The sequence below is a fragment of the Promicromonospora thailandica genome (genome assembly GCF_024171955.1).
Lineage (GTDB): Bacteria > Actinomycetota > Actinomycetes > Actinomycetales > Cellulomonadaceae > Promicromonospora > Promicromonospora thailandica.
In genome coordinates, this window is record NZ_JAMTCS010000019.1 from 32,285 (window position 1) to 51,205 (window position 18,921).

Sequence of the window (18,921 nt, forward strand, 5' to 3'; positions counted from 1 at the left end):
ACCCTTGAGCATCCCCACCCTCGCCGTGACCCTCGGCGACGTCGCAGGCATCGGGCCCGAGATCACCGCCAAGGCGCTGCTCGGCCACGACGACCTGCGACAGCGCTGCGTGCCCGTGGTCGTGGGCGACGCGGACGCGATGCGCCGCGCCGTCTCCGCGACCGGCGGCGACCCGGCCGCCGTCCGGGTGATCGCGTCGCCGGCCGAGGCCACCAACACGCCGGGCACCATCGAGCTGATCCAGGACGGCCCGTCGCTCGGCGACGTCCCGCTCGGGGAGATCAGCCCCGCGGCCGGCGACGGCGCGTACCGGTTCGTCGTCGAGGCCTGCCGGCTGGCGCGCGAGGGCCTCGTGGACGGCATCGTCACCCCGCCGCTGAACAAGGCCGCGATGCACGCGGGCGGCCACCGGTGGCCCGGGCACACCGAGCTGCTCGCGCACGAGTTCGGGGTGCAGAACTTCAGCCTCGTGCTGTCCGCCGGCGACCTGTACTTCTTCCACCTCACCACGCACGTCTCGCTGCGGCAGGCCATCGACGACGTCACGCCCGAGCGCACGCGCGACGTGCTCGACCTGGCGGGCGCCTTCACCGCCGCGCTCGGCCGCCCCGACGAGCCCATCGGCCTGGCCGGGCTCAACCCGCACGCCGGCGAGAACCGGCTGTTCGGCGACGAGGACGCCGACGTCCTGGCCCCCGCGGTCGAGGCCGCCCGGGCCCGGGGCATCAACGCGCACGGCCCGCTGCCGGCCGACGCGCTGATCCCCGCCGCGGTCAAGGGGAAGTGGAACATGGTCGTCGCCTGCTACCACGACCAGGGCCACGCCCCGTTCAAGGCGGTCTACGGCGACGACGGCGTGAACATCACCGTGGGCCTGCCCGTGGTCCGCGTGTCCGTGGACCACGGCACGGCCTTCGACATCGCCGGGCAGGGCATCGCCCGCGAGGCGAGCCTGGTGCTCGCGATCGAGCGGGCCGCCGAGCTCGCCCCCGGCTGGGACCACGTCTGGCAGACGGCGCAGAAGGCCGCGAGCCGGCCGTGAGCCCCGCGACGCTGCCCGGCCCCGACGGCACGCCCCTGCACCGGCGCCTCGCGAGCGAGCTGCGCGCCCAGATCCTGGGCCGCGCGCTCGCGCCCGGCGCCCAGGTGCCCACCGAGGCCGAGCTGCAGGAGCGCTACGGCGTCTCCCGCTCGGTGGTGCGGCAGGCGCTGGCCGCGCTGGAGCAGGAGGGCCTCGTGGAGCGGCGCCGCGGGCGCGGCACCACGGTGCGCGAGCGCGGCGAGCTGCACCGCCTCGTGCAGCGCGTCCCGGGCCTGTCCACCCAGGTCGAGGACGGCGGCGTGCACGTCGACACCCAGGTGCTCGAGCTCGGCCCCGAGCCGGCGTCCGAGGCGACCCGGGCGCTCGGCACCGACACCGTGCTCCGGCTGCGCCGGCTGCGCGGCACCGGGGGCGAGCCGCTCGCCGTCATCGAGACCTGGCTGCCCGCCGACCTCGCGGACCTCACCGCCGACGAGCTCACCGACACCTCCCTGCACGCCACGATCCGGCACCGGTTCGGCACCCGGATCGTGGCGGGCCAGCGGCAGGTCCGCGCCGTCGGCGCCGACACCGAGACCGCCGAGCTGCTCCGGGTCGCCGTCGGGGCGCCCGTGCTCCTGCTCGAGGGCACCAGCACCGACGGGGCGGGACGGCCCGTCGAGGTGTTCCGCACCTGGCACCGCGCCGACCGCGTGGTGTTCGACATCGCGGTGCTCCGGGAGCCGGACGAGCCAGGACCGGCGGCACCGCCCACGCCCGCCGGCACCGCCGGGCTCCGCGCCCGCCTCGACGCACTGGGCCGCGAGATGCTGGACCTGGCCCGGGAGCTCGGCGACGCGGACTGAGGCGGCCGGTCAGGCCGGGACGAGCCGCCGGGCCTCGCGGGCCAGGGTCCGCCAGGTCACGGGCGGGAGGTCGTGGCCGACGTCCGGCAGGATCATCAGCGTGGCGCCCCGCACCTGGCGGGCGGTCGCCCGGGCCGCCGACGTGCGGATCAGCGGGTCGTCCGCGCCGTGCAGCACCAGGGTCGGCGCGGTGACGTGCCGCAGCCGCGGCCCGTGCCACCGGGCGCGGACCTGCCGACCGAGGCCCCGCGTGTCCCGCGGACCCCGGTCGAGACCCCGCTCGATCCGCGCCCGGGCCGCGTCCTCGTCGCACGGGGTGGCCGGGGAGGCCATGCCCTTGGCGACGGCGAGGGACGCGGCGACGTCACCCTCGCGGTCACCGGGGTACCGCCGCGTCGCCAGCCGCAGGCCCAGGCCGGGCCGCAGGTAGCGCACGGCCGCGGGCCCCAGCGCGTCGCTGGGCAGGGAGTCGCACGACACCAGCCCGAGCGTGCGCCGCGGGTGGCGCAGCGCGAACCGCTGGGCCACGACGCCGCCGAGCGAGTGCCCGAGCACCACCGCGCGGTCGATCCCGGCGGCGTCGAGCACGGCGGCGGCGTCGTCCACGACGTCCTCGGCCGTGTAGGGCACGGGCTCGCCGCTGACCAGGCCGCTCCACGGCCCGCGCCGGCGGGGCACGCCGAAGCGGGTCGACTCCCCCGTGTCCCGCTGGTCGTACCGCACGACGTCGAACCCCTCGTCCGCGAGCGCCCGGCAGAGGCCGTCCGGCCACCAGAAGCGTGAGATGGCCAGGCCCATCATGAGCAGCAGGGGCACGTCCCCGCCGTGGCCGATGCGGTCGTAGGCGAGCTCGACGTCGCCGTTGCGGGCGATGGTGGTGGGCGTCCAGGTGTCGAGGTGGGTCATCCCACCCATTCTCGCGGCGGTGCGCGTCGGTCGCCCGTCAGTGGGTCAGCTTGAGCCCGATCACGCAGCCCACCAGGCCTGCGATGAGCAGCAGGCGGACGACGGAGAACGGCTCGGCGCCGGTCGCCATCGCCCAGACGACGGTCGCGGCCGCGCCGATGCCGACCCACACCGCGTAGGCGGTGCCCACCGGCAGGTCACGCATGGCGAACGCGAGCCCGCCCATGCTGGCCACGAGGGCGACGCCGAAGGTCACGCTGGGCCAGAGGTTGCTCAGGCCCTCCGAGCGGCTCAGCGCGGTGGCCCACACGGCCTCCAGCAGACCGGACAGGACGAGGATGATCCAGGACATGACAGCTCCTTCGATGCCGTCTTGTCGCGCACCGGGTACGGCACCCCTCGTCCGGGAGCCCCGTCGGGCTCTGCCGCCATGGTGTCACGCGTCGGCCCCGGCGAGAAGTTCACCCCCGGCGCGGAGCCGGCGCAGCAGCGCCGTCACGGCCTCGCGTCCCGCGCGGTTGGCGCCGACCGTGGACTGTGACGGGCCGATGCCGACGAGGTGCACGCGCGGCTCGGCGGCCACCTGCGTGCCCTCCATGGCGATGCCACCCAGGTCGTTGCGCAGGCCCAGCGGGTCCAGGTGCGCCAGGTCGGCCTTGAAGCCGGTCGCCCAGAGGATGACGTCGACGGGCGTGAACGACCCGTCCGCCTCGCGCACCCCCATCGGCTCGATCGCGGTGAACATGGGCCGCCGGTCCAGGGCGCCACGGGCCTTGGCAGCGAGCGCGTAGGGCGTCCAGATCAGGCCGGTGTAGGAGACCACGCTGCCGGTGGGCCGCCCCGCGGCGACGTCGGCCAGCACCTTGGCGATGGTCTCGCGCCCTGCCGTCTCGGGCGTGAACTCGCCGTCGCGGAACACCGGCTCGCGGCGCGTGTACCAGCGCGTGGTCGCGACGCGCGAGATCTCCTCCAGGAGCTGGACGGCCGAGATGCCACCGCCGACGACGGCGACGCGCCGCCCGGCGAAGTCCTCGGCGCGCACGTAGTCGTGCGTGTGCAGCTGGCGGCCGACGAACGTGCCGTGCCCCGGGTAGCGGGGCAGCACCGGGTTGGTCCAGGTCCCCGTCGCGTTGATCACGAACCGCGTGGTCCATGACCCGCGGTCGGTGGTGACGACGAGGTCGCCGTCGGGGTCGTCGTCCGCCTTACGCACCGCGACGACGTGGACGGGCCGCAGGACGGGCAGGTCGAACGCCCGCTCGTACCCCGCGAAGTACCGGGGTACGGCGTCGCGGCTGGCCTCGGACGCGTCGACCGCGGGCTGCGTGAGGCCGGGCAGGTCGAAGATGCCGTTGACGGTGGCCATGCGCAGCGACTCCCAGCGGTGCTGCCAGGCGCCGCCGGGCGCGGGGTTGGCGTCGAGCACGACGTAGGTGCGGTCGGCGTCGGGCTGCTCGACCGCGCTCACGAACCCACGCCGCTGGAGGTGGTACGCCGCGGACAGCCCGGCCTGCCCCGCGCCGATCACGACGACGGTGGCCCGGTTCAGCACATCGCTCACACCAGCCACAACGCCCGCGCCGGGCAGATGTTCCGCCTACCGGGGCATCGTGATCCGCCGCACAGCCTCGGTGACGCTGCCGGGCAGCGGAGCCTCGGTGTCCAGCGCGCGGTGGATCGTCAGCCCCTCGATGAGGGCGTCGAGCAGCCGCGCGGTGACCGGGTCGAAGTGGCGTTCCAGGGCGTCCCTGGACCGCCTCATCCACGCGTTGGTCAGCTCGCGGTAGGCGGGCTCGCGGGCGGCGAGCGTGTACAGCTCGTGGGTGAGCACCAGGTCGCGCTGGGTGCCGAACAGGTCCTGCGTGATGATCGCGACGACGGCGGCTCGCGCGCCCTCCAGGTCGGTCGCCTCGCTCATGCGCTGCTCGAACCCGTCGCTGATGGTCCGCGCGAACCGGCCGAACGCCTCGCGCAGCAGCTCGTCCATGCCGGCGAAGTGGTAGGTCATCGACCCGAGCGGCACGTCGGCGCGCGCGGCGACCTTGCGGTGCGAGATGCCGGCCACGCCGACGTCCGCGACGAGGTCGAGGCAGGCGTCGATGATCCGGTCCCTGCGGTCGGGGTCGTACCGGCGTCCCGTCATGCGCACACTCTAGCGGGCGATGTGTACGTTCGTACGTTCCATGGGTACGCTCGTACACATGGCTCTTCCCCCCTCCCGCCCGGACCTCGCGGTGCGGCGCGCCCGCGGCGCCGTCGGCGCGATGTTCCTCACCAACGGCGCCCTCTACGCGAACCTGGTGCCGCGCCTGCCCGAGATCAAGTCCGCGCTCGACCTGGGCAACGCGTCCTACGGCCTGGCCATCGCCGCGTTCCCCACGGGCGCGGTCGTCTCCGGCCTGGCGGCGGGCCTCGTGGTGCGCCGGTTCGGGTCGGCGCGCGTGGCCGCGATCGGCACGGTCCTGACCGGTCTCGGCACGCTGGGCGCGGGCCTGTCCCCGACGTTCGCGCTCCTGGTGGCGGCACTGTTCCTCGGCGGCGTGTCCGACTCGATCACCGACGTCGCCCAGAACACCCATGGCCTGCGCGTCCAGCGCCGCTACGGACGCTCGATCATCAACGGCTTCCACGCCGTGTGGTCCATCGGCGCCGTGCTCGGCGGCTCCATGGCGGCGGCGGCCATCGCGTTCCGGGTGCCGCTCGAGGTGCACCTGGGCGTCGCCCTCGCGATCTTCGCCGTCGTCGCGGTGGTCGCCTTCCGGTTCCGCCTGCGCGGCCCCGACGACGAGGCCGACGACGGCGCCCCCGCCACCACCGGTGCCCGCCTCGGCGTGGTCGGCACCCGCACCGTCGTGGTCCTCGCGTCGCTCGTGCTCATCGCCATCGGCGGCGCCCTGGTCGAGGACGCCGGCAGCTCCTGGGCCACCCTCTACCTGCACGGCTCCCTCGGCGCCCCCGCGGCCCTGGCCGCCACGGCCTACGTGGCGCTCGTCGGCTCGCAGACCGTGGGGCGCCTGCTCGGCGACCGCCTCGTGGACCGGTTCGGCCAGCGGGCGGTGGCCTGCGCGGGCGGCGTCGTCATCGCGCTCGGCATGGGGCTCGCGCTCGCCTGGCCGACGGTGCCGGGCACGATCGCCGGGTTCGCCGCCGCCGGCCTCGGCAGCGCGACGCTGATCCCCGCCGCGATGCACGAGGCCGACGAGCTGCCGGGCCTGCGCCCCGGCACCGGACTGACCGTGGTGTCCTGGCTCCTGCGGCTCGGGTTCCTGTTCTCCCCGCCGCTGGTGGGGCTGGTCGCCGACTCGGTCGGCCTGCGCACGGGCCTGCTGGTGGTGCCGATCGCGGGCCTGCTGGTCGTGCTCCTGTCGCCGGCGCTCCGGGGCCGCGGGACCGCCGTCACTCGAACAGAGCGTTGACCTGATCGTTCGCCTCCGTGAGGGAGGAGACGTCGGCCTTGCCGCCGAGCACCTCGTCCATCGCGGGGGTCATGATCGCGTGCACGTCCGAGGCGTGGTCGGTCACCGGGAACAGGAACGTGGTGCCCTCCTCGACGTGCGTCGTGAAGGGCGTGACGTCGATGCCCTTCGCGGCGAACGCCTCGGTCGCGATCTCGGCCGAGCTGGTGATCGCCGGGAACACGACGCCGGCCGCGCCCACCAGGTCCTGGCAGTCGGTCGACCCGAGGAACTCGACCCACTGCGCCGCCGCCTCCGGGTCGTCCGTGCCGGCCCAGACGGAGTCGGCCAGGCCGTTGAACATGCTCGCGCGCTGACCGTTCGGGCCGGTCGGCGTGGGCGCCAGGCCCACGTCCACGCCCTCGTACCCGAAGTAGGTCGAGAGCATCCAGTCGCCGCTGATGTTGAGAGCGGCCTTGCCCGCGCCGAAGTTGTCGTTCACCGAGGCGCCGACGGTGGTCTCCAGCGGCGGCATGTACCCCTTCTCGACCAGGGAGTACCACCACGCGATCGTCTCCTGGAAGCGGGGGTCGTCGTAGTTGTAGTGCGTGCCCCAGGGGTTCGTGTCGGTGTGCGTCCAGCCGGTGGTGGCCGTGTACATGCTCCACTCGGTCTGGCCGTTCTCGTACCCGGCGCCGGGGATGCCCAGGCCGTAGACGGCCACGTCGTCCTTGTCGAAGCCGGGCTCGTCGCCCCGCACGCCGTTCGCGTCGACGGTGAGCCGGGCGATGGCCGCCTCGTAGCTGCCGCCGTCGTCCGGGTTCCAGTCGAGCTGCTCCATGTCCTCGGCGGTGAGCCCGGCGTCCTCGACCATCTGCTGGTTGTAGAAGATGGCGACGGTGTCCCAGTCCTTGGGCAGGCCGTACCGCTTGCCGTCCTGGGCCACCCACAGGTCGGCGAGCCCGGGCGAGTACTGGTCCAGGTCGACGTCGGCCACGTGCTCGTCCAGCGGCAGCAGCTGGCCGTTCGCGACGAGCTCGGGGTACTTGGACACGTGGTCGGTGAACACGTCGGGCCCGGTGCCCGACGAGAACGCGGTGGTGAGCGCCGACCAGTAGTCGTCCCAGCCGCGCTGGGTGATCTTCACGGTGAGGTCCGGGTTGGCCTCGTGGAAGGCGTCGGCGCACTGCTGGTAGGCGGGCTGCTGGTTGGCGTCCCACAGCCAGTAGTCGATCTGCCCGTCCGGCTCGGCGCCGGACGAGCCGCCCGCGCACGCGGTCAGGGACAGGGATGCGAGGGCGACGGCGCCCGCGAGCATGCTGCGCTTCATGGTGTTCCTTTCTGTCCCGGCTACTTGATGCCGGAGAAACCGATGGAGTTGATGACGCGGCGCCCGAAGACGGCGTAGAGGACCATCACGGGCAGGGCGGCGACGAGGGACGCGGCCATGAGCCCGGCCCAGTCGGGCGCACCCTGCGGGGTCTGTGACCGGAACACGCCCAGGGCCACGGTGAGCACCTTGGACTGCTCCGTCTGGCCCACGAGCAGCGGCCAGAAGTAGTCGTTCCAGGTGGTGACGAAGGTCAGGATCCCGAGCGTCGTGACCGGCGCTGCCGAGATGGGCAGCACGATGCGGAAGAAGATGCGCCACGGCTTCGCGCCGTCGATCATCGCCGCCTCGTCGATCTCCCGGGGGATGCCGAGGAAGAACTGCCGCATGAAGAAGATCGCGAACGGGGTCATGAACAGGCTCGGCAGCATGATCCCGGGCAGCGTGTTGAGCAGGCCCAGCGACTTCACCGTCAGGAAGTTCGGCAGCGACGTGAAGATCGGCGGCACCAGCAGGGCGCCGAGGAAGACGGCGAACCAGGCGTCACGCCCCGGCCAGCGCAGCCGCGCGAAGGCGTACGCCGCCATCGACGAGAAGAGCACCTGGCCCACCGTCACGGCCGTGGCGACCACGAGCGAGTTGCGCAGGTAGAGCCAGAAGTCGAGCGAGGCACCCGACCCGCCCTCCGCGAGCGCCTCCTCGGGTGTGGCCAGGCCGAACACCCGCTCGAACGGGCCGAGCGTCAGGTCGGCGGGCAGCAGCGAGAAGGACTGCGCGGCGAGGGCGTGGTTGTCCGAGAGGGCGGTGCGCAGCATCCAGTAGAAGGGCAGCACGGTGGCCAGCACGAAGAACCACAGCACGGCCCAGGCGAGCACCCTGCCCCAGGTGAGTCTCATGAGGTCTCCTGTCCGGTTCAGGTGAGGTCGGACTCGCCGGCGCGCAGCAGCCGCATCTGCGCGAACGCCGCCCCGGCGAGGATGAGGAAGAGGACCACGGACATGGCGGACGCGTAGCCGAAGTGGCCGCGGGCGAAGGCCTGCTCGTAGATGTAGAGCTGGAGCACGCGCGACGCGTTGCCGGGCCCGCCGCCGGTGGTCACGGCCACCGTGTCGAAGACCTGGAAGGCCCCGGTGACGGTGATGACCAGCACCAGCACGAGCACGGGTCGCAGCAGGGGCAGGGTGATGCGCCAGAAGGTGCGCCACTCCCCCGCGCCGTCGACGGCGGCCGCCTCGTAGACGCTCGCGGGGATCATCTGCAGGCCGGCGAACACGAGGAGCGCGGTGTAGCCGAGGTGGCGCCAGGTGTTGACGCCGGCGATGGTGGCGACGGTCCAGGTCTCGTCGCCGAAGAAGGCGACCTGGGGCAGCCCGACGGCGTCGATCACCGCGTTGACGATGCCGATGCTGTAGTCGAGCATCCAGTACCAGAGCAGGGCCACGACGACGTTGGCGATGAGGTACGGCAGCAGCAGGCTGCCGCGGATCAGCACCGACTTCGTGAGGCGGTGCATGAGCACCGCGAGCCCGACGGCGAGCACGGTCTGGAACCCGATGTTCAGCACCACGTACAGGAGCGTCACGCGGACCGCGTTCCAGAAGACGTCGTCCTGCACCATGTCGACGTAGTTCCGCAGGCCCACGAAGACGGGGCTGCCGAGCACGTTGTACTCGGTGAGCGACAGGTAGGCGCCGCGCAGCGTCGGGTAGAGATAGAAGACCAGGAACCCGAGGGCAGCGGGGGCGATCATGACCAGCGCGGGGCCGAGCTGGCTCCGGGGTCGCCGGGCGACGGCCGCGGTACTCATCGGCCGCTCCCGATCGCGTAGACGCGCACGTCCTCGCCCGGGACGACGGCGCGCAGCCGCCCGGCGGCCCGGTTCTCCTGGCCGGTCCACAGCTCGGTGACGTCGTGCCGCCCGCCGCCCAGGCCGAGGTCCCGCAGGGCGAGGTCGGCGCGGCGCGGGGCGGACCCGTAGTTGAACAGCGCGACGTAGGTGGTCCCGTCGTCGTGCAGCACGAACGTGTCGGACGCGGTGAAGGCGTCCGGGCCGGCCTGCACGGGCGCGAAGGAGCGCCCGATCTCGGCGAGGTGGTTGATGCCGGGGTTCTGCAGCAGGTCGCGGGCGCGCTGCTTGATGACGGGGTGGCCGGTCGCGGTGAGGTCCTCGCTGACCTGGTAGACGCCCGTGATGGCGGCCGAGGTGATCCGTGCGCGGTTCTGCCCCTCGGGCCAGATGCTCGGGTAGGGGTCGTCCAGCAGGTAGGCGTTGGCGTCGCCGTCGTACTCGTAGTTGCCGAGCTGGACGTGGTCGCCGTCGTTGAAGGCGTAGACCTCGTCGAGCCACCAGCCGTAGGTCAGGGAGTTGAGCAGGTACTCGGTGCTCTTCTGGTAGCGGTCGGGCTGCTCGGGGTGCCAGTTGTTGAGGGCGCCGTGCACGTCGCACGAGATGCGGCGGGCGTGCGCGAACTCCGAGGCGAACAGGGGCGAGATCGCCAGGTCGACGAACATGTCCTCGCCCGCGACGTCGATGACCTGCGCCATGCCCTGGCGGAAGGCCTGCTGGCCGGTGTGGACTCCCGTGTCGTACCAGTCGTCGGCCTCGACGTAGCCGTGGGTGAGGAAGTCGAGCTTCACGTAGCGGACGCCGAGCTCGCGGAACTTGCCGAGCGCGATCCGGGCGCGGTTCTGCACGCCGGGGTTGGTCGGGTCGAGGGCCCAGGCGCCGTCGATGTTGACGGGCACGCCGTTCACCTTCAGCGCCATCTCGCGGTAGGTCTGGTTCTCGCAGGTGTCGCACAGCGCGGTGCCGCCGATGCGCTCGTCCAGGCCCTCGCGCCAGAAGTTGGCGAACGGCTGGAAGTAGAGCGCGGGCTCCTGGCCGCGGGCCTTGACGTCCGCGACGTACCGCTCGAGCTCGGCCCACGAGGTGTCCGGGTCCTCGAACGCGTACTCGGGCGCGAGCATCTTGTCCCAGTAGGAGTCGACGCCCACGTAGGGGCCCTTGGCCGACTCGGTGTTGCGGAACGCGGGCGTCTCCTCGGCGAGGAACTCCGAGACCTCGTCCATGACGTCGGCGTCGCCGCCCCGGGCGCCCAGGCCGCCCCAGCTGTTGAAGCCGAACGGCGTGCCCTCGTCCCAGGTGCGGGAGCCCGCGGCCTGCGCGGCCGCGCGGCCGAAGGTCTCCATGCCCGCGCGCCAGTCCGGGTACAGGCCCACGAACACGCGCGGGGAGCGGACCGTGCCGCCGCTGACCTCGGCGTGGGGCCGCAGCTCACGGTTGAACTGGTACCGGTTCATGCCGTCGCCGTAGTCGTAGCCCCAGTCGGTCAGGCCGGCCGCGACCTGCAGCCGGTCCAGGCCGCCGCGCGGGTTCCCGTCGGCCACGACACCCGACTTCCACGTGTCCCGGTCCAGCGAGCCGACGACGAGCCCGCGGCGCGAGGTGTCGTCGATGAAGGCGCTGACCTCGAAGCTGCGCCGGGCGGGGGTGACGTCCTCGACCGCCGGGGTCTCGTAGCGCACCCAGTGGTCGTTGTCGACGGGGACGAGCACCATGCGGTTGTCGCCGCGGCGCCCGAGGTCCACCGAACCGGGCCGGTCGGTCATGATCGGCACCGTCATCGAGGTGGTGACCGGGCCGTCCGTGCCCGTCACGTCGAGCCGCACCGAGAACGAGCGGTCGCCGTCGAACGCGAAGACCTGCCGCAGCGTGGGCAGGCCCGGCCGGGCGCAGGTGACGGTGTCGCGGGCGGTGAGCCGGCAGGCGCCGTCGTACTGCTTGGTGGTGACGAACCGGTCGCCCAGCCGCACCCCGCTGTAGAAGCCCGTGACGGCGCGCTGCCCGCCCCAGCGGGCGTCGGCGGTGCCGCTGCCGAGCGCGTAGTCGATCACGACGTCCCCGCCGCGGAGCGTGGCGCGCGCGCCACCCGGCCGCGCCGGGGTGGGGTCCACGGGCACGGGGTCGGCGGCGCGCGGGTCGGTGAGCGTGTAGTCCTTCGCGGTCGCGCCGGCCACCTCGACCAGGTCCAGGTCGGGCCCGAGGGACCCGGCGGGCGCGCTGAACGTCAGCCGGTTCTCGCCGGCGTGCAGGGGCAGGGCTACCGTCGTCGTGCCGACGCGGTCCCACCCGCCGGTCGAGGCGACGGGCACCGTCACGGTGTCGCCGCCGTCGGGTGTGACCGTCAGCGCGCGGGAGTCGTCGCCGCTCAGGTAGTGCAGCGTCACGTCGTACGTGCCCGCCTCGGGGGCGAGCACGCCGGGCAGCAGGATCGTCGCCGTCGGGCTGACGCTGCCCACCTTGCCGTCACCGGAGCAGGACGAGCAGCCGGAGCGGCTCGCGCCGTCGAGCACCACCTGGGGTGCCTCGGCCTCGACGGTGGCGGCGGGCAGAGCGGGCTGAGCGGGCATGGCGGGCGCGGCGGGCGCGGCCTGGGCCGCCGGCCCTCCCACCCCGGCCGCGAGGGCGAGCACCAGGCCGACGGCGAGCCACGGGGCCCTGCGGGTCGGCGGGACGGACGGGACAGGCACTGACATAGCGGCTCCTCGGCGACGTTGCTCTGGCTGCCGCACACTCAACAGGCATTTCTTGTTGCTGTCAATTAACTACGCGGGCTAAGGTCGTGCCCATGCCCGCCAGACCACAGGCGCCGACGCTCAGCCCGGCCGCCACGCGCGTCTTCCAGCGACTCGTCATGTCCGGCGACGCCTCACGGACCGCGCTGGCCAACGACACCGGCCTGACGCCGGGCGCGATCACCCGCGCCGTGCGGCCGCTGCTGGAGGCGGGACTGCTGGACGAGACCGGCGACCGGGCGTCCAGCGAGGGCGCCCTCGGGCGGCCGGCGACGATGGTGACCGTCCGGGCGCGGGCGCACCAGGTGGTCGGCGTGAAGATCACCGCCGACCAGATGTTCGGCGTCGTCGCCGACCTGCGCTGCCAGGTGCTCGACGAGCTCACCCTGCCGGTGACCGACCTCCGGCCGGACGCCGTCGTCGCGCAGGTCGCGGAGCTGGTGGACCACCTGCGGGCGGGCCGGCCCGAGGTGGGCGGCGTCGGCCTGGCGGTGTCCGGCGACGTCGACGCCGCGACCGGGCACGTCGCCTACTCACCGTTCCTGGGCTGGCGCGACCTGCCCCTCGGCGAGCTCGTCGCCCGGCGTACCGGCCTACCCACCACCGTCGAGAACGACGTGCGCGCGCTGCTCACGGGCGAGCGCTGGTACGGCGTGGGCCGGGGCCTGAGCTCCCTCGCGCTCGTCACCGTCGGCACCGGCATCGGCTGCGCGCTGCTGGTCAACGGCCAGGTGGTGCACGGCAGCTTCGGCGTCGCGGGCGAGGTGGGGCACGTGCTAGTCGACCCGGACGGGCCCCTGTGCCACTGCGGCAACCGCGGGTGCGTCGAGGCGATCGCCGGGTCCGCCGCCATCCTGGACGGCGTGGCGGCGGCGGGGCTGGACGCCGGGAGCGTCGGCGAGGTCGCCGAGCTCGCCCGCTCCGGCCAGGCCGACGCCGTGCGCGTGCTGGCCGACGCCGGCAGCGCCATCGGCACCGGCATCGCGACCATCGCGAACCTGCTCGGCGCCCAGCACATCCTCATCACCGGCGAGGCCATCGGCAGCGACTACGACGTCATGGACCCCCACGTGCGCGAGGCCTTCGAGGAGCGCGCCTTCGGCTCGGCGGCGCGCTCCGCCATCGAGCTGCGCCCGCTGCGGTTCGTGGACTGGGCGCGCGGGGCGGCGGCGTGCGCCGTCGAGGACTTCGTGACCCACTACGGGCGGTCGTAGCCGCCCTCGCCGCGCAGCGGCTTCTCGAAGAACGCGTCCGCGTACGGGTTGTCCAGGCTGTACGGCTCGATCTCGCGGTAGCCGGCCCGGCCGTACATCGCCAGGGCCTCGGTCAGCACCCGGTTGCTGTCCAGCACCGCGCGGGTGCAGCCGAGCCGGCGCGCCTCGTCCTCCAGGGCGCGCAGCAGCCGGGTACCCAGCCCTGCACCACGCCAGCCCGGGTGCACCCACATCCGCTTGATCTCCCCGGTCGCGTCGCCGAGCAGGCGCACGCCCCCGCACGCGACCGGGACGCCGTCGCTGGTGGCCACCAGGAACGCACCACGCGGTGCACGCAGGGCGTCGGCGCCGCCCTCCGGGGCGCCGGGGTCGAAGCCGCCGGGGAAGCGCCGGCCCAGCTCGGCGTAGTACTCGCCGAGCGCCGCCGTGGCCGCCCGGTCGAGAGGATCGACGACGCGCAGGTGCACGGTCGCCGCCCGGATCAGCAGGTCGGCGGTGCGGAGCGCCTCGTCCAGACGGGCGCGCTGCCGCTCTGTCAGCGGCTCCAGGAGGTCGCGCGCCGTGCGCTCCGACCGGTCGTCGAGCTCCTGGTACGCGGCCTGCCCGCCAGCGGTGAGCGTGACGGTCCGCCGACGCCGGTCGGCCGGGTCGGTCAGCACCTCGACGAGCCCGTCGTCGGCCAGCCGGGACAGGAGCCGCGTGAGGTAGCCCGAGTCCAGGTCGAGCCGTTCGCGCAGGTCCCGGACGGTGGCGCCGCCCGGTCCGACCTCGAACAAGAGGCGCGAGGCGCCGAGCGGACGCCCCGTGCCGAGGAACGACTCCTCGAGGGCGCCGATGCGCTGGGTGTAGCTGCGGTTGAAGCGGCGAACCGTGTCGACGAGGCTCATATCTCTGACTCTAGTCAGAGATATGGCCGCGCGGTAGTCAGTGGTGGTGCCGGTGCGCTCCGGGCTCCACCGGGGTCGCGCCCGGCCGGCCCCACTGCGGCACGGGCCGGCGCGTCGGACCCCAGGTGGCGTTGCCCTCGGCGTCCGAGGCCCAGTACCAGCACGACTCCCGGCCCTCCGGCCAGCCCGCCGGCACGTCCTCCCACGCCTCACCTCGGCCGTACGGCGTCAGGTCGAGCAGGCCGAAGACGCCCGCGGCCGGCTCGTTGCCGCGCCCCGTGGTGCGGTACGTGAGGTAGACGCGGTCACCGTCGCGCAGGAAGCAGGCAAGGTGGCCCATGTCGACGCCGATCGGCCAGTCCAGCCCGCGCACCGAGTACCAGGGCTGCGTGTAGCCCATGAAGTCCAGGAACGGCTCGACCTCCGGCCACGGACCCTCGGTCAGCATCGCGAACGACACACCGCGCACCGCGAGGTACGGAGCCGACTGCTGTACGTGCCACGCGTTGATGGTGCAGCCCGGGCACTGCCCGCTCGCGGGCTCGCCGTCGTGCCACATGTGCTGGTAGACCACGAGCTCGTCACGCCCCTGGAACAGGTCCCGGAACGGGACGGGGCCGTCGGCGCCCACCACCTCGGCGGCGCCGTCGACCTCCACCATCGGCAGGCGGCGGCGGGCCGCCGCCAGCGCGTCGCCGGCGCGCGTGTGCGCCTTCTCCCGCACGAGCAGCTCGTCGCGCGCAGCCTCCCAGGCCTCGCGGTCGACGACGGCGGGGCGGCCCCTCGGCACGGATGTCTCGGTCATCGGCTCCTCCAGGTCCGGGGCACCGCGGTCGGCGCCTCCCCCTACCGACGCCGGGGTGGTGCCGTACTCATCGGTGCGGGCGCCCCCTCACCCAGCAGCGCGGCCGCGACCGAGGCCCGGGCCGGCAGAGGCCCGTTGTCGCCGGAGGCCCGGAACGCCTCGACAGCCAGCGCGGCGAAGCGGCGGGCCGCGGCGATCCCCCGGGCCGCCGGCGTCGCCGCGAGACCGCGCCCGGCCAGGAGCACGAGCAGCAGGTCGTCGATCACGAAGTCGGCGCGGAGCTTCCCGGCGGCCTGCGCGCGGCGCACCAGGCCCGCCATCTGGGTGATGAGCGCCGCGCGGTGGCGGACGAAGTAGTCGCCGCCCGCGACGCCGCCCGCCAGGAACGCGTCCACGAACCCCTGGTTGCCGACGTTGAGCACGGTCACGCCCTCGATCACCGAGCAGAACCCGCGCCACGGGTCCGGGTCCGCGCAGCCGTCCTCGACGATGGCCCGGCAGGCGCGCGCCTCGTCCGCGAAGACCGCCTCGAGCAGCACCTGCCGCGCCGGGAACCGGCGGTACAGCGTCGCGGGCCCGACGCCGGCACGCCGCGCCACCTGCCGCATCGTGACCTCGAGGCCGCGCTCGGCGAAGAGCTCGCGGGCCGCCTCCACGATGCGGTCGCGGTTGTCCTGCGCGTCGGAGCGCAGCTTCTGGGGCAACGTCTCGGTCATCTCTCTCACTTCCGGGAAGTGGACGCATGCGTCCGTTAACGTCCCCACCGTACGGCAGGAACGACCACGGAGACAGACATGCGAGCAGTGACCATCACAGAGTTCGGCGACCCCAGCGGCATGACGCAGACCGACCTCCCCGACCTCGAGCCCGGACCGGGCCAGCTGTTGATCACCACCGAGGCGATCGGCGTGGCCGGGGTCGACGCCGTGATCCGGCGGGGAACGGTCGCCGGCTACGGATTCGAGGTCGGCCTCGTGCCCGGCAGCGAGGTCGCGGGAACGGTGACAGCGGTCGGCGCGGGCGTCGCCGGCTCCTGGGTGGGCCGGCAGGTCTGGGCGTTCACGGGCGGCACCGGCGGGTACGCCGAACAGGTGCTCGCGCTCGCCCACCACGTGACGCCGCTGCCCGAGGGGTTGTCGCCGGTCGACGCGGCGACGATCGGCAGCGCGGGTCCGGTGTCGCACTTCGGCCTGGCGCACGCCCACTTCGCCGCCGGGGAGTCGGTGCTGGTGCGCGGCGCGGCGGGGAGCCTCGGCATCGCGGCGGTGGAGCTGGCGGCCCGCGGCGGGGCGAGCGCGGTGGCGGTGACGACGTCGTCCGCCGAGCGGGGCGAGCGTCTGCGCGCGCTGGGCGCCACGCACGTGCTCGACCGCGCCGGGCGGGGCGACGCGGACGCCCCGGCGGCCTACGACGTGGTCGTCGACGTCGTGGGCGGGCCGGACACGCCCGAGTTCGTCGACCGGCTGGCACCGAACGGACGCATGGTCATCATCGGCGCCGTGGCCGGGATGCCGACCGCCGACATCGGGGAGCGCCTGCTGCGGTCCTTCCAGAAGTCGCGGTCGCTGGCGACGTTCAGCCTCGACACCGTCCCCGTGCCGGACCGGAACGCCGTCCGCGCGGACCACCTGGCCGCCGTGGTGCGCGGCGAGCTCCACGCGGTCGTCCACGACGTGATGCCGCTGGACAAGGCCGCCGAGGCGCACCAGCGGATGGACGACGGCGAGGTGTTCGGCCGCATCGTGCTGGTGCCCTGACTCAGCGCTCCCGGACCCGCAGGCCGTCGAGCAGGCCGTCGAGCGCCCGCTCGGCCTGTTCCGACGCCTGCGGGTCCGGGTCGCGCGCGAGCCACAGGGCCGCCTCGTTCATCGCGCCGGAGAGCAGCCGGGCCAGCGGTTCGACGGGCTGGTCGGGGACGACGCCGGCCTCGACCAGCGTCGTGAGCACCTCGGACAGGTGGCGGGCGGAGGAGTCCTCGTCCATGGCGCGCCACTCGTCCCAGCCGAGCACGGCGGGCGCGTCCACCAGGAGGATGCGGCGCACGTCGGGATCGCGTCCGGCGGCGAGGAACGCGTGGCAGCCGGCGCGCAGCTGGTCCCACGGGTCGCGGTGCGCGTCGGCGGCCCGGGCGACCCGCTCCCCCAGCTCCTGCTGCACCTGGGCGACCACGGCGCGGAAGAGACCGCCCTTGCCCTCGAAGTGGTGGTAGGCGGCACCCTTGGTCACGCCCACCGCCCGGGCGACGTCGGCGAGGACGACGTCGTGATAGCCGTCGGCGGCAAACCTCCGCCGCCCCTCGGCCAGCAGCGCACGTCGGGTCGCTGCTCGCTGTTCTTCTCTGGTCACGACGCCCCTCCCGGGTCTCACATACCTGGGGTATGTTAGTTCACATACCTTGGGTATGTGAAACTCATCGGAGAGGGAGAGATCCATGACGACGCTCGGAAGCTTCTATCCCGTGATCGCGACGCGCGACGTCGCGGCCGCACGCGCCTTCTACCAGGCGCACCTCGGATTCGAGGTCACGTTCGAGGCCGACTGGTACGTGAGCCTGCGCCGGAGCGACGCCCCGCAGTACGAGCTCGCCCTGCTCGACCACGCCCACCCGACCGTCCCCGAGGGCTACCGCACCCCGATGACGGGCGGGTTGCTGCTGAACTTCGAGGTCGACGACGTCGACGCCGAGCACCGCCGGCTCGTCGGCGAGGCGGGCCTGCCCGAGCTGTTGTCGCTGCGTACGGAGGCGTTCGGTCAGCGGCACTTCATCGTGGGCGCGCCGGACGGCGTGCTGATCGACGTCATCACCGTGGTCCCGCCCGGGGCGGAGTACGCAGACCAGTACGCGGCCGGGCGCCTGCCGGGTCAGCCGGTGGGGTGGGCCCAGGTGAGGTCGGCGCGGCGGGCGCGCCGGGGCGCCCGGCCGGGCGGCCGGGGTGCCGGTCCGGTGTTCCGGGGTGTCGGGCTGGGGCGGTAGGCGACCGTGGCCCGCTCGGACCGGGTGTGGCACCCGATCTGGTACCGGCTACGCGGCACCCTGCCCACCACTGGACCAGTGACCCCCACCGCCGGCGTCCAGCCCGGGACCCGCTCACCGACCGCAGGCACCTCACCGTCGGCCGCCGCGCCGGTGCTCGATGCCCCATCCACCTGGACGTCGCCAGCGGGCATGCCGGTGTCCCCCTCGGCCCGGGTCGGGACGGTGGCAGCATCAAGGTCTACTGCCCGCAATGGTTGGGGTGGTCGGGGTGCCACGGCCAGGTACCGGTGCCCGGTCGGGGCCAGGGTCTCCACCCCGTGCCGCCCGTGCACCGTGACGCTCTTCTGGGACCAGCCCGGTGCCTGCTTGACGTGGTTGCACCGCTGACACAGGCCCTGCCCGTTGTCCAGACCGGTCGGGCCACCCTGGGCGTGCGGGGTCACATGATCCAGGTGCCGTACCGGCGCGTCACACCACGCCGTGGCACACACGCCCTGCTCCCGGGCCCGCAACAACGCACTCAACCCCGGCGGATGGAACCGGGCGGCGGACGTCGTGGCCACCAACCGACCCCGCGGGTCGACGTAGATGCCCCGCAACCACGCCGCGCCCGCATCCATCCCGTGCGCGACCAGGTTGCGCACCACCGGACCCGGAACCACACCCGCCCCCAGCGGGCCACCCTCGACCAGCACCCCCGGCGCGGCACCACTGGCCAGCAGGGTCTGGTCCGAGACCAGCAGGTTCACCGTCACCGGCACCTCCCCCGCCCCACCCTCGCCCCGCCCGGTGACCCGCTCCACCAGGGTGTCGGCCATGATCTGCCCCACACCCCGCCCATCCCCCGCGGCCTTAGCCGCCCGGGCGTGCGCGTCCAGCTGGGCGTAGGCCTGCACACCCTGAGCCATCGGCACCAGAGCGGTCAGGTACACCATCAGGTCCGGG

At 73.8% G+C, this 18,921-nt stretch carries 19 protein-coding genes and 1 riboswitch; of the genes, 6 read left to right on the forward strand and 13 right to left on the reverse strand.

What is annotated here, in order from left to right; translation table 11 throughout:
* Nucleotides 1–4 precede the first annotated feature (4 nt).
* Together pdxA and APR03_RS24385 are read left to right on the forward strand one after the other, a co-directional pair.
* Nucleotides 5–1,042, forward strand: a complete 1,038-nt coding sequence (gene pdxA / locus APR03_RS24380) for a 4-hydroxythreonine-4-phosphate dehydrogenase PdxA (protein WP_253839933.1) — start codon at nt 5–7, stop codon at nt 1,040–1,042.
* Nucleotides 1,039–1,887: a GntR family transcriptional regulator gene (locus tag APR03_RS24385; protein WP_253839934.1), complete on the forward strand. Its 849-nt coding sequence runs from the start codon at nt 1,039–1,041 to the stop codon at nt 1,885–1,887. Before pdxA ends, APR03_RS24385 begins: the two co-directional genes overlap by 4 nt.
* 9 nt (nt 1,888–1,896) lie before the next feature.
* On the opposite strand, the gene APR03_RS24390 is transcribed toward APR03_RS24385, so the two are convergent.
* From APR03_RS24390 to APR03_RS24405, 4 genes are all read right to left on the reverse strand, one after another.
* Nucleotides 1,897–2,793: an alpha/beta fold hydrolase gene (locus APR03_RS24390; protein ID WP_253839935.1), complete on the reverse strand. Its 897-nt coding sequence runs from the start codon at nt 2,791–2,793 to the stop codon at nt 1,897–1,899.
* Nucleotides 2,794–2,830: 37 nt separating this feature from the next.
* Complete coding sequence (locus APR03_RS24395) at nt 2,831–3,145, reverse strand: DMT family transporter (RefSeq protein WP_253839936.1); 315 nt, start codon at nt 3,143–3,145, stop codon at nt 2,831–2,833.
* A gap of 10 nt (nt 3,146–3,155) precedes the next feature.
* Nucleotides 3,156–3,219, reverse strand: a riboswitch (guanidine-III (ykkC-III) riboswitch).
* A gap of 10 nt (nt 3,220–3,229) precedes the next feature.
* Complete coding sequence (locus APR03_RS24400) at nt 3,230–4,354, reverse strand: NAD(P)-binding domain-containing protein (protein WP_253839937.1); 1,125 nt, start codon at nt 4,352–4,354, stop codon at nt 3,230–3,232.
* A gap of 36 nt (nt 4,355–4,390) precedes the next feature.
* Nucleotides 4,391–4,936 (reverse strand): TetR/AcrR family transcriptional regulator, encoded by a 546-nt coding sequence (locus APR03_RS24405; protein WP_253839938.1) that lies wholly within the window; start codon nt 4,934–4,936, stop codon nt 4,391–4,393.
* A 58-nt stretch (nt 4,937–4,994) separates the two neighbouring features.
* Between APR03_RS24405 and APR03_RS24410 the strand changes: the two genes are divergently transcribed.
* On the forward strand, nt 4,995–6,209 hold the full coding sequence (locus APR03_RS24410; protein WP_253839939.1) for an MFS transporter: 1,215 nt from the start codon (nt 4,995–4,997) through the stop codon (nt 6,207–6,209).
* Here APR03_RS24410 and APR03_RS24415 read toward each other — a convergent pair.
* The 4 genes from APR03_RS24415 to APR03_RS24430 are packed head-to-tail and all read right to left on the reverse strand — an operon-like array spanning nt 6,190 to nt 12,054.
* Nucleotides 6,190–7,518, reverse strand: a complete 1,329-nt coding sequence (locus APR03_RS24415) for an ABC transporter substrate-binding protein (protein WP_253839940.1) — start codon at nt 7,516–7,518, stop codon at nt 6,190–6,192. The two genes, APR03_RS24410 and APR03_RS24415, sit on opposite strands and share 20 nt — an antisense overlap.
* A 20-nt stretch (nt 7,519–7,538) precedes the next feature.
* The gene (locus tag APR03_RS24420; protein WP_253839942.1) at nt 7,539–8,414 is read right to left on the reverse strand and encodes a carbohydrate ABC transporter permease; all 876 of its coding nucleotides are present in this window, start codon (nt 8,412–8,414) and stop codon (nt 7,539–7,541) included.
* 17 nt (nt 8,415–8,431) lie between these two features.
* Entirely contained in the window at nt 8,432–9,325 is an 894-nt protein-coding gene (locus tag APR03_RS24425; RefSeq protein WP_253839944.1) for a carbohydrate ABC transporter permease, read from the reverse strand.
* Nucleotides 9,322–12,054 carry a hypothetical protein gene (locus APR03_RS24430; protein WP_253839946.1) on the reverse strand — a complete coding sequence of 911 codons (2,733 nt, stop codon included), beginning with the start codon at nt 12,052–12,054 and terminating at the stop codon, nt 9,322–9,324. Before APR03_RS24430 ends, APR03_RS24425 begins: the two co-directional genes overlap by 4 nt.
* Before the next feature lie 92 nt (nt 12,055–12,146).
* On the opposite strand from APR03_RS24430, the gene APR03_RS24435 reads away from it, so the two are divergent.
* Nucleotides 12,147–13,307: an ROK family transcriptional regulator gene (locus APR03_RS24435; protein WP_253839948.1), complete on the forward strand. Its 1,161-nt coding sequence runs from the start codon at nt 12,147–12,149 to the stop codon at nt 13,305–13,307.
* Here APR03_RS24435 and APR03_RS24440 read toward each other — a convergent pair.
* Genes APR03_RS24440 through APR03_RS24450 form a run of 3 tightly spaced genes read right to left on the reverse strand, consistent with a single transcriptional unit; the run spans nt 13,292 to nt 15,715 of the window.
* On the reverse strand, nt 13,292–14,194 hold the full coding sequence (locus tag APR03_RS24440) for a bifunctional helix-turn-helix transcriptional regulator/GNAT family N-acetyltransferase (protein WP_253839950.1): 903 nt from the start codon (nt 14,192–14,194) through the stop codon (nt 13,292–13,294). The two genes, APR03_RS24435 and APR03_RS24440, sit on opposite strands and share 16 nt — an antisense overlap.
* 37 nt (nt 14,195–14,231) lie before the next feature.
* The gene (locus tag APR03_RS24445) at nt 14,232–14,999 is read right to left on the reverse strand and encodes a DUF899 family protein (RefSeq protein ID WP_253839952.1); all 768 of its coding nucleotides are present in this window, start codon (nt 14,997–14,999) and stop codon (nt 14,232–14,234) included.
* Nucleotides 15,000–15,040: 41 nt separating this feature from the next.
* Nucleotides 15,041–15,715: a TetR/AcrR family transcriptional regulator gene (locus tag APR03_RS24450; RefSeq protein WP_253839955.1), complete on the reverse strand. Its 675-nt coding sequence runs from the start codon at nt 15,713–15,715 to the stop codon at nt 15,041–15,043.
* A gap of 78 nt (nt 15,716–15,793) precedes the next feature.
* Here APR03_RS24450 and APR03_RS24455 point away from each other — a divergent pair, with 78 nt between their 5' ends.
* Nucleotides 15,794–16,756 (forward strand): zinc-binding dehydrogenase, encoded by a 963-nt coding sequence (locus tag APR03_RS24455; protein WP_253839958.1) that lies wholly within the window; start codon nt 15,794–15,796, stop codon nt 16,754–16,756.
* Nucleotide 16,757: 1 nt separating this feature from the next.
* Here APR03_RS24455 and APR03_RS24460 read toward each other — a convergent pair whose 3' ends face one another.
* Complete coding sequence (locus tag APR03_RS24460) at nt 16,758–17,345, reverse strand: TetR/AcrR family transcriptional regulator (protein WP_253839960.1); 588 nt, start codon at nt 17,343–17,345, stop codon at nt 16,758–16,760.
* Nucleotides 17,346–17,430: 85 nt separating this feature from the next.
* On the opposite strand from APR03_RS24460, the gene APR03_RS24465 reads away from it, so the two are divergent.
* Nucleotides 17,431–17,973 (forward strand): VOC family protein, encoded by a 543-nt coding sequence (locus APR03_RS24465; RefSeq protein ID WP_253839962.1) that lies wholly within the window; start codon nt 17,431–17,433, stop codon nt 17,971–17,973.
* On the opposite strand, the gene APR03_RS24470 is transcribed toward APR03_RS24465, so the two are convergent.
* Nucleotides 17,862–18,921: HNH endonuclease (locus APR03_RS24470; RefSeq protein WP_253839964.1), on the reverse strand; the 1,060-nt coding region annotated here is incomplete at its 5' end. The genes APR03_RS24465 and APR03_RS24470 overlap by 112 nt on opposite strands.

What these genes read in the sequence shown, in the direction of transcription:
- APR03_RS24450 (WP_253839955.1), bottom strand. Translation starts at nt 15,715, where the DNA reads ATGACCGAGACGTTGCCCCAGAAGCTGCGCTCCGACGCGCAGGACAAC.
- APR03_RS24395 (WP_253839936.1), bottom strand. Translation starts at nt 3,145, where the DNA reads ATGTCCTGGATCATCCTCGTCCTGTCCGGTCTGCTGGAGGCCGTGTGG.
- APR03_RS24410 (WP_253839939.1), top strand. Translation starts at nt 4,995, where the DNA reads ATGGCTCTTCCCCCCTCCCGCCCGGACCTCGCGGTGCGGCGCGCCCGC.
- APR03_RS24430 (WP_253839946.1), bottom strand. Translation starts at nt 12,054, where the DNA reads ATGTCAGTGCCTGTCCCGTCCGTCCCGCCGACCCGCAGGGCCCCGTGG.
- APR03_RS24425 (WP_253839944.1), bottom strand. Translation starts at nt 9,325, where the DNA reads ATGAGTACCGCGGCCGTCGCCCGGCGACCCCGGAGCCAGCTCGGCCCC.
- APR03_RS24420 (WP_253839942.1), bottom strand. Translation starts at nt 8,414, where the DNA reads ATGAGACTCACCTGGGGCAGGGTGCTCGCCTGGGCCGTGCTGTGGTTC.
- APR03_RS24390 (WP_253839935.1), bottom strand. Translation starts at nt 2,793, where the DNA reads ATGACCCACCTCGACACCTGGACGCCCACCACCATCGCCCGCAACGGC.
- APR03_RS24455 (WP_253839958.1), top strand. Translation starts at nt 15,794, where the DNA reads ATGCGAGCAGTGACCATCACAGAGTTCGGCGACCCCAGCGGCATGACG.
- APR03_RS24435 (WP_253839948.1), top strand. Translation starts at nt 12,147, where the DNA reads ATGCCCGCCAGACCACAGGCGCCGACGCTCAGCCCGGCCGCCACGCGC.
- APR03_RS24405 (WP_253839938.1), bottom strand. Translation starts at nt 4,936, where the DNA reads ATGACGGGACGCCGGTACGACCCCGACCGCAGGGACCGGATCATCGAC.
- APR03_RS24465 (WP_253839962.1), top strand. Translation starts at nt 17,431, where the DNA reads ATGACGACGCTCGGAAGCTTCTATCCCGTGATCGCGACGCGCGACGTC.
- APR03_RS24440 (WP_253839950.1), bottom strand. Translation starts at nt 14,194, where the DNA reads ATGAGCCTCGTCGACACGGTTCGCCGCTTCAACCGCAGCTACACCCAG.
- APR03_RS24445 (WP_253839952.1), bottom strand. Translation starts at nt 14,999, where the DNA reads ATGACCGAGACATCCGTGCCGAGGGGCCGCCCCGCCGTCGTCGACCGC.
- APR03_RS24415 (WP_253839940.1), bottom strand. Translation starts at nt 7,518, where the DNA reads ATGAAGCGCAGCATGCTCGCGGGCGCCGTCGCCCTCGCATCCCTGTCC.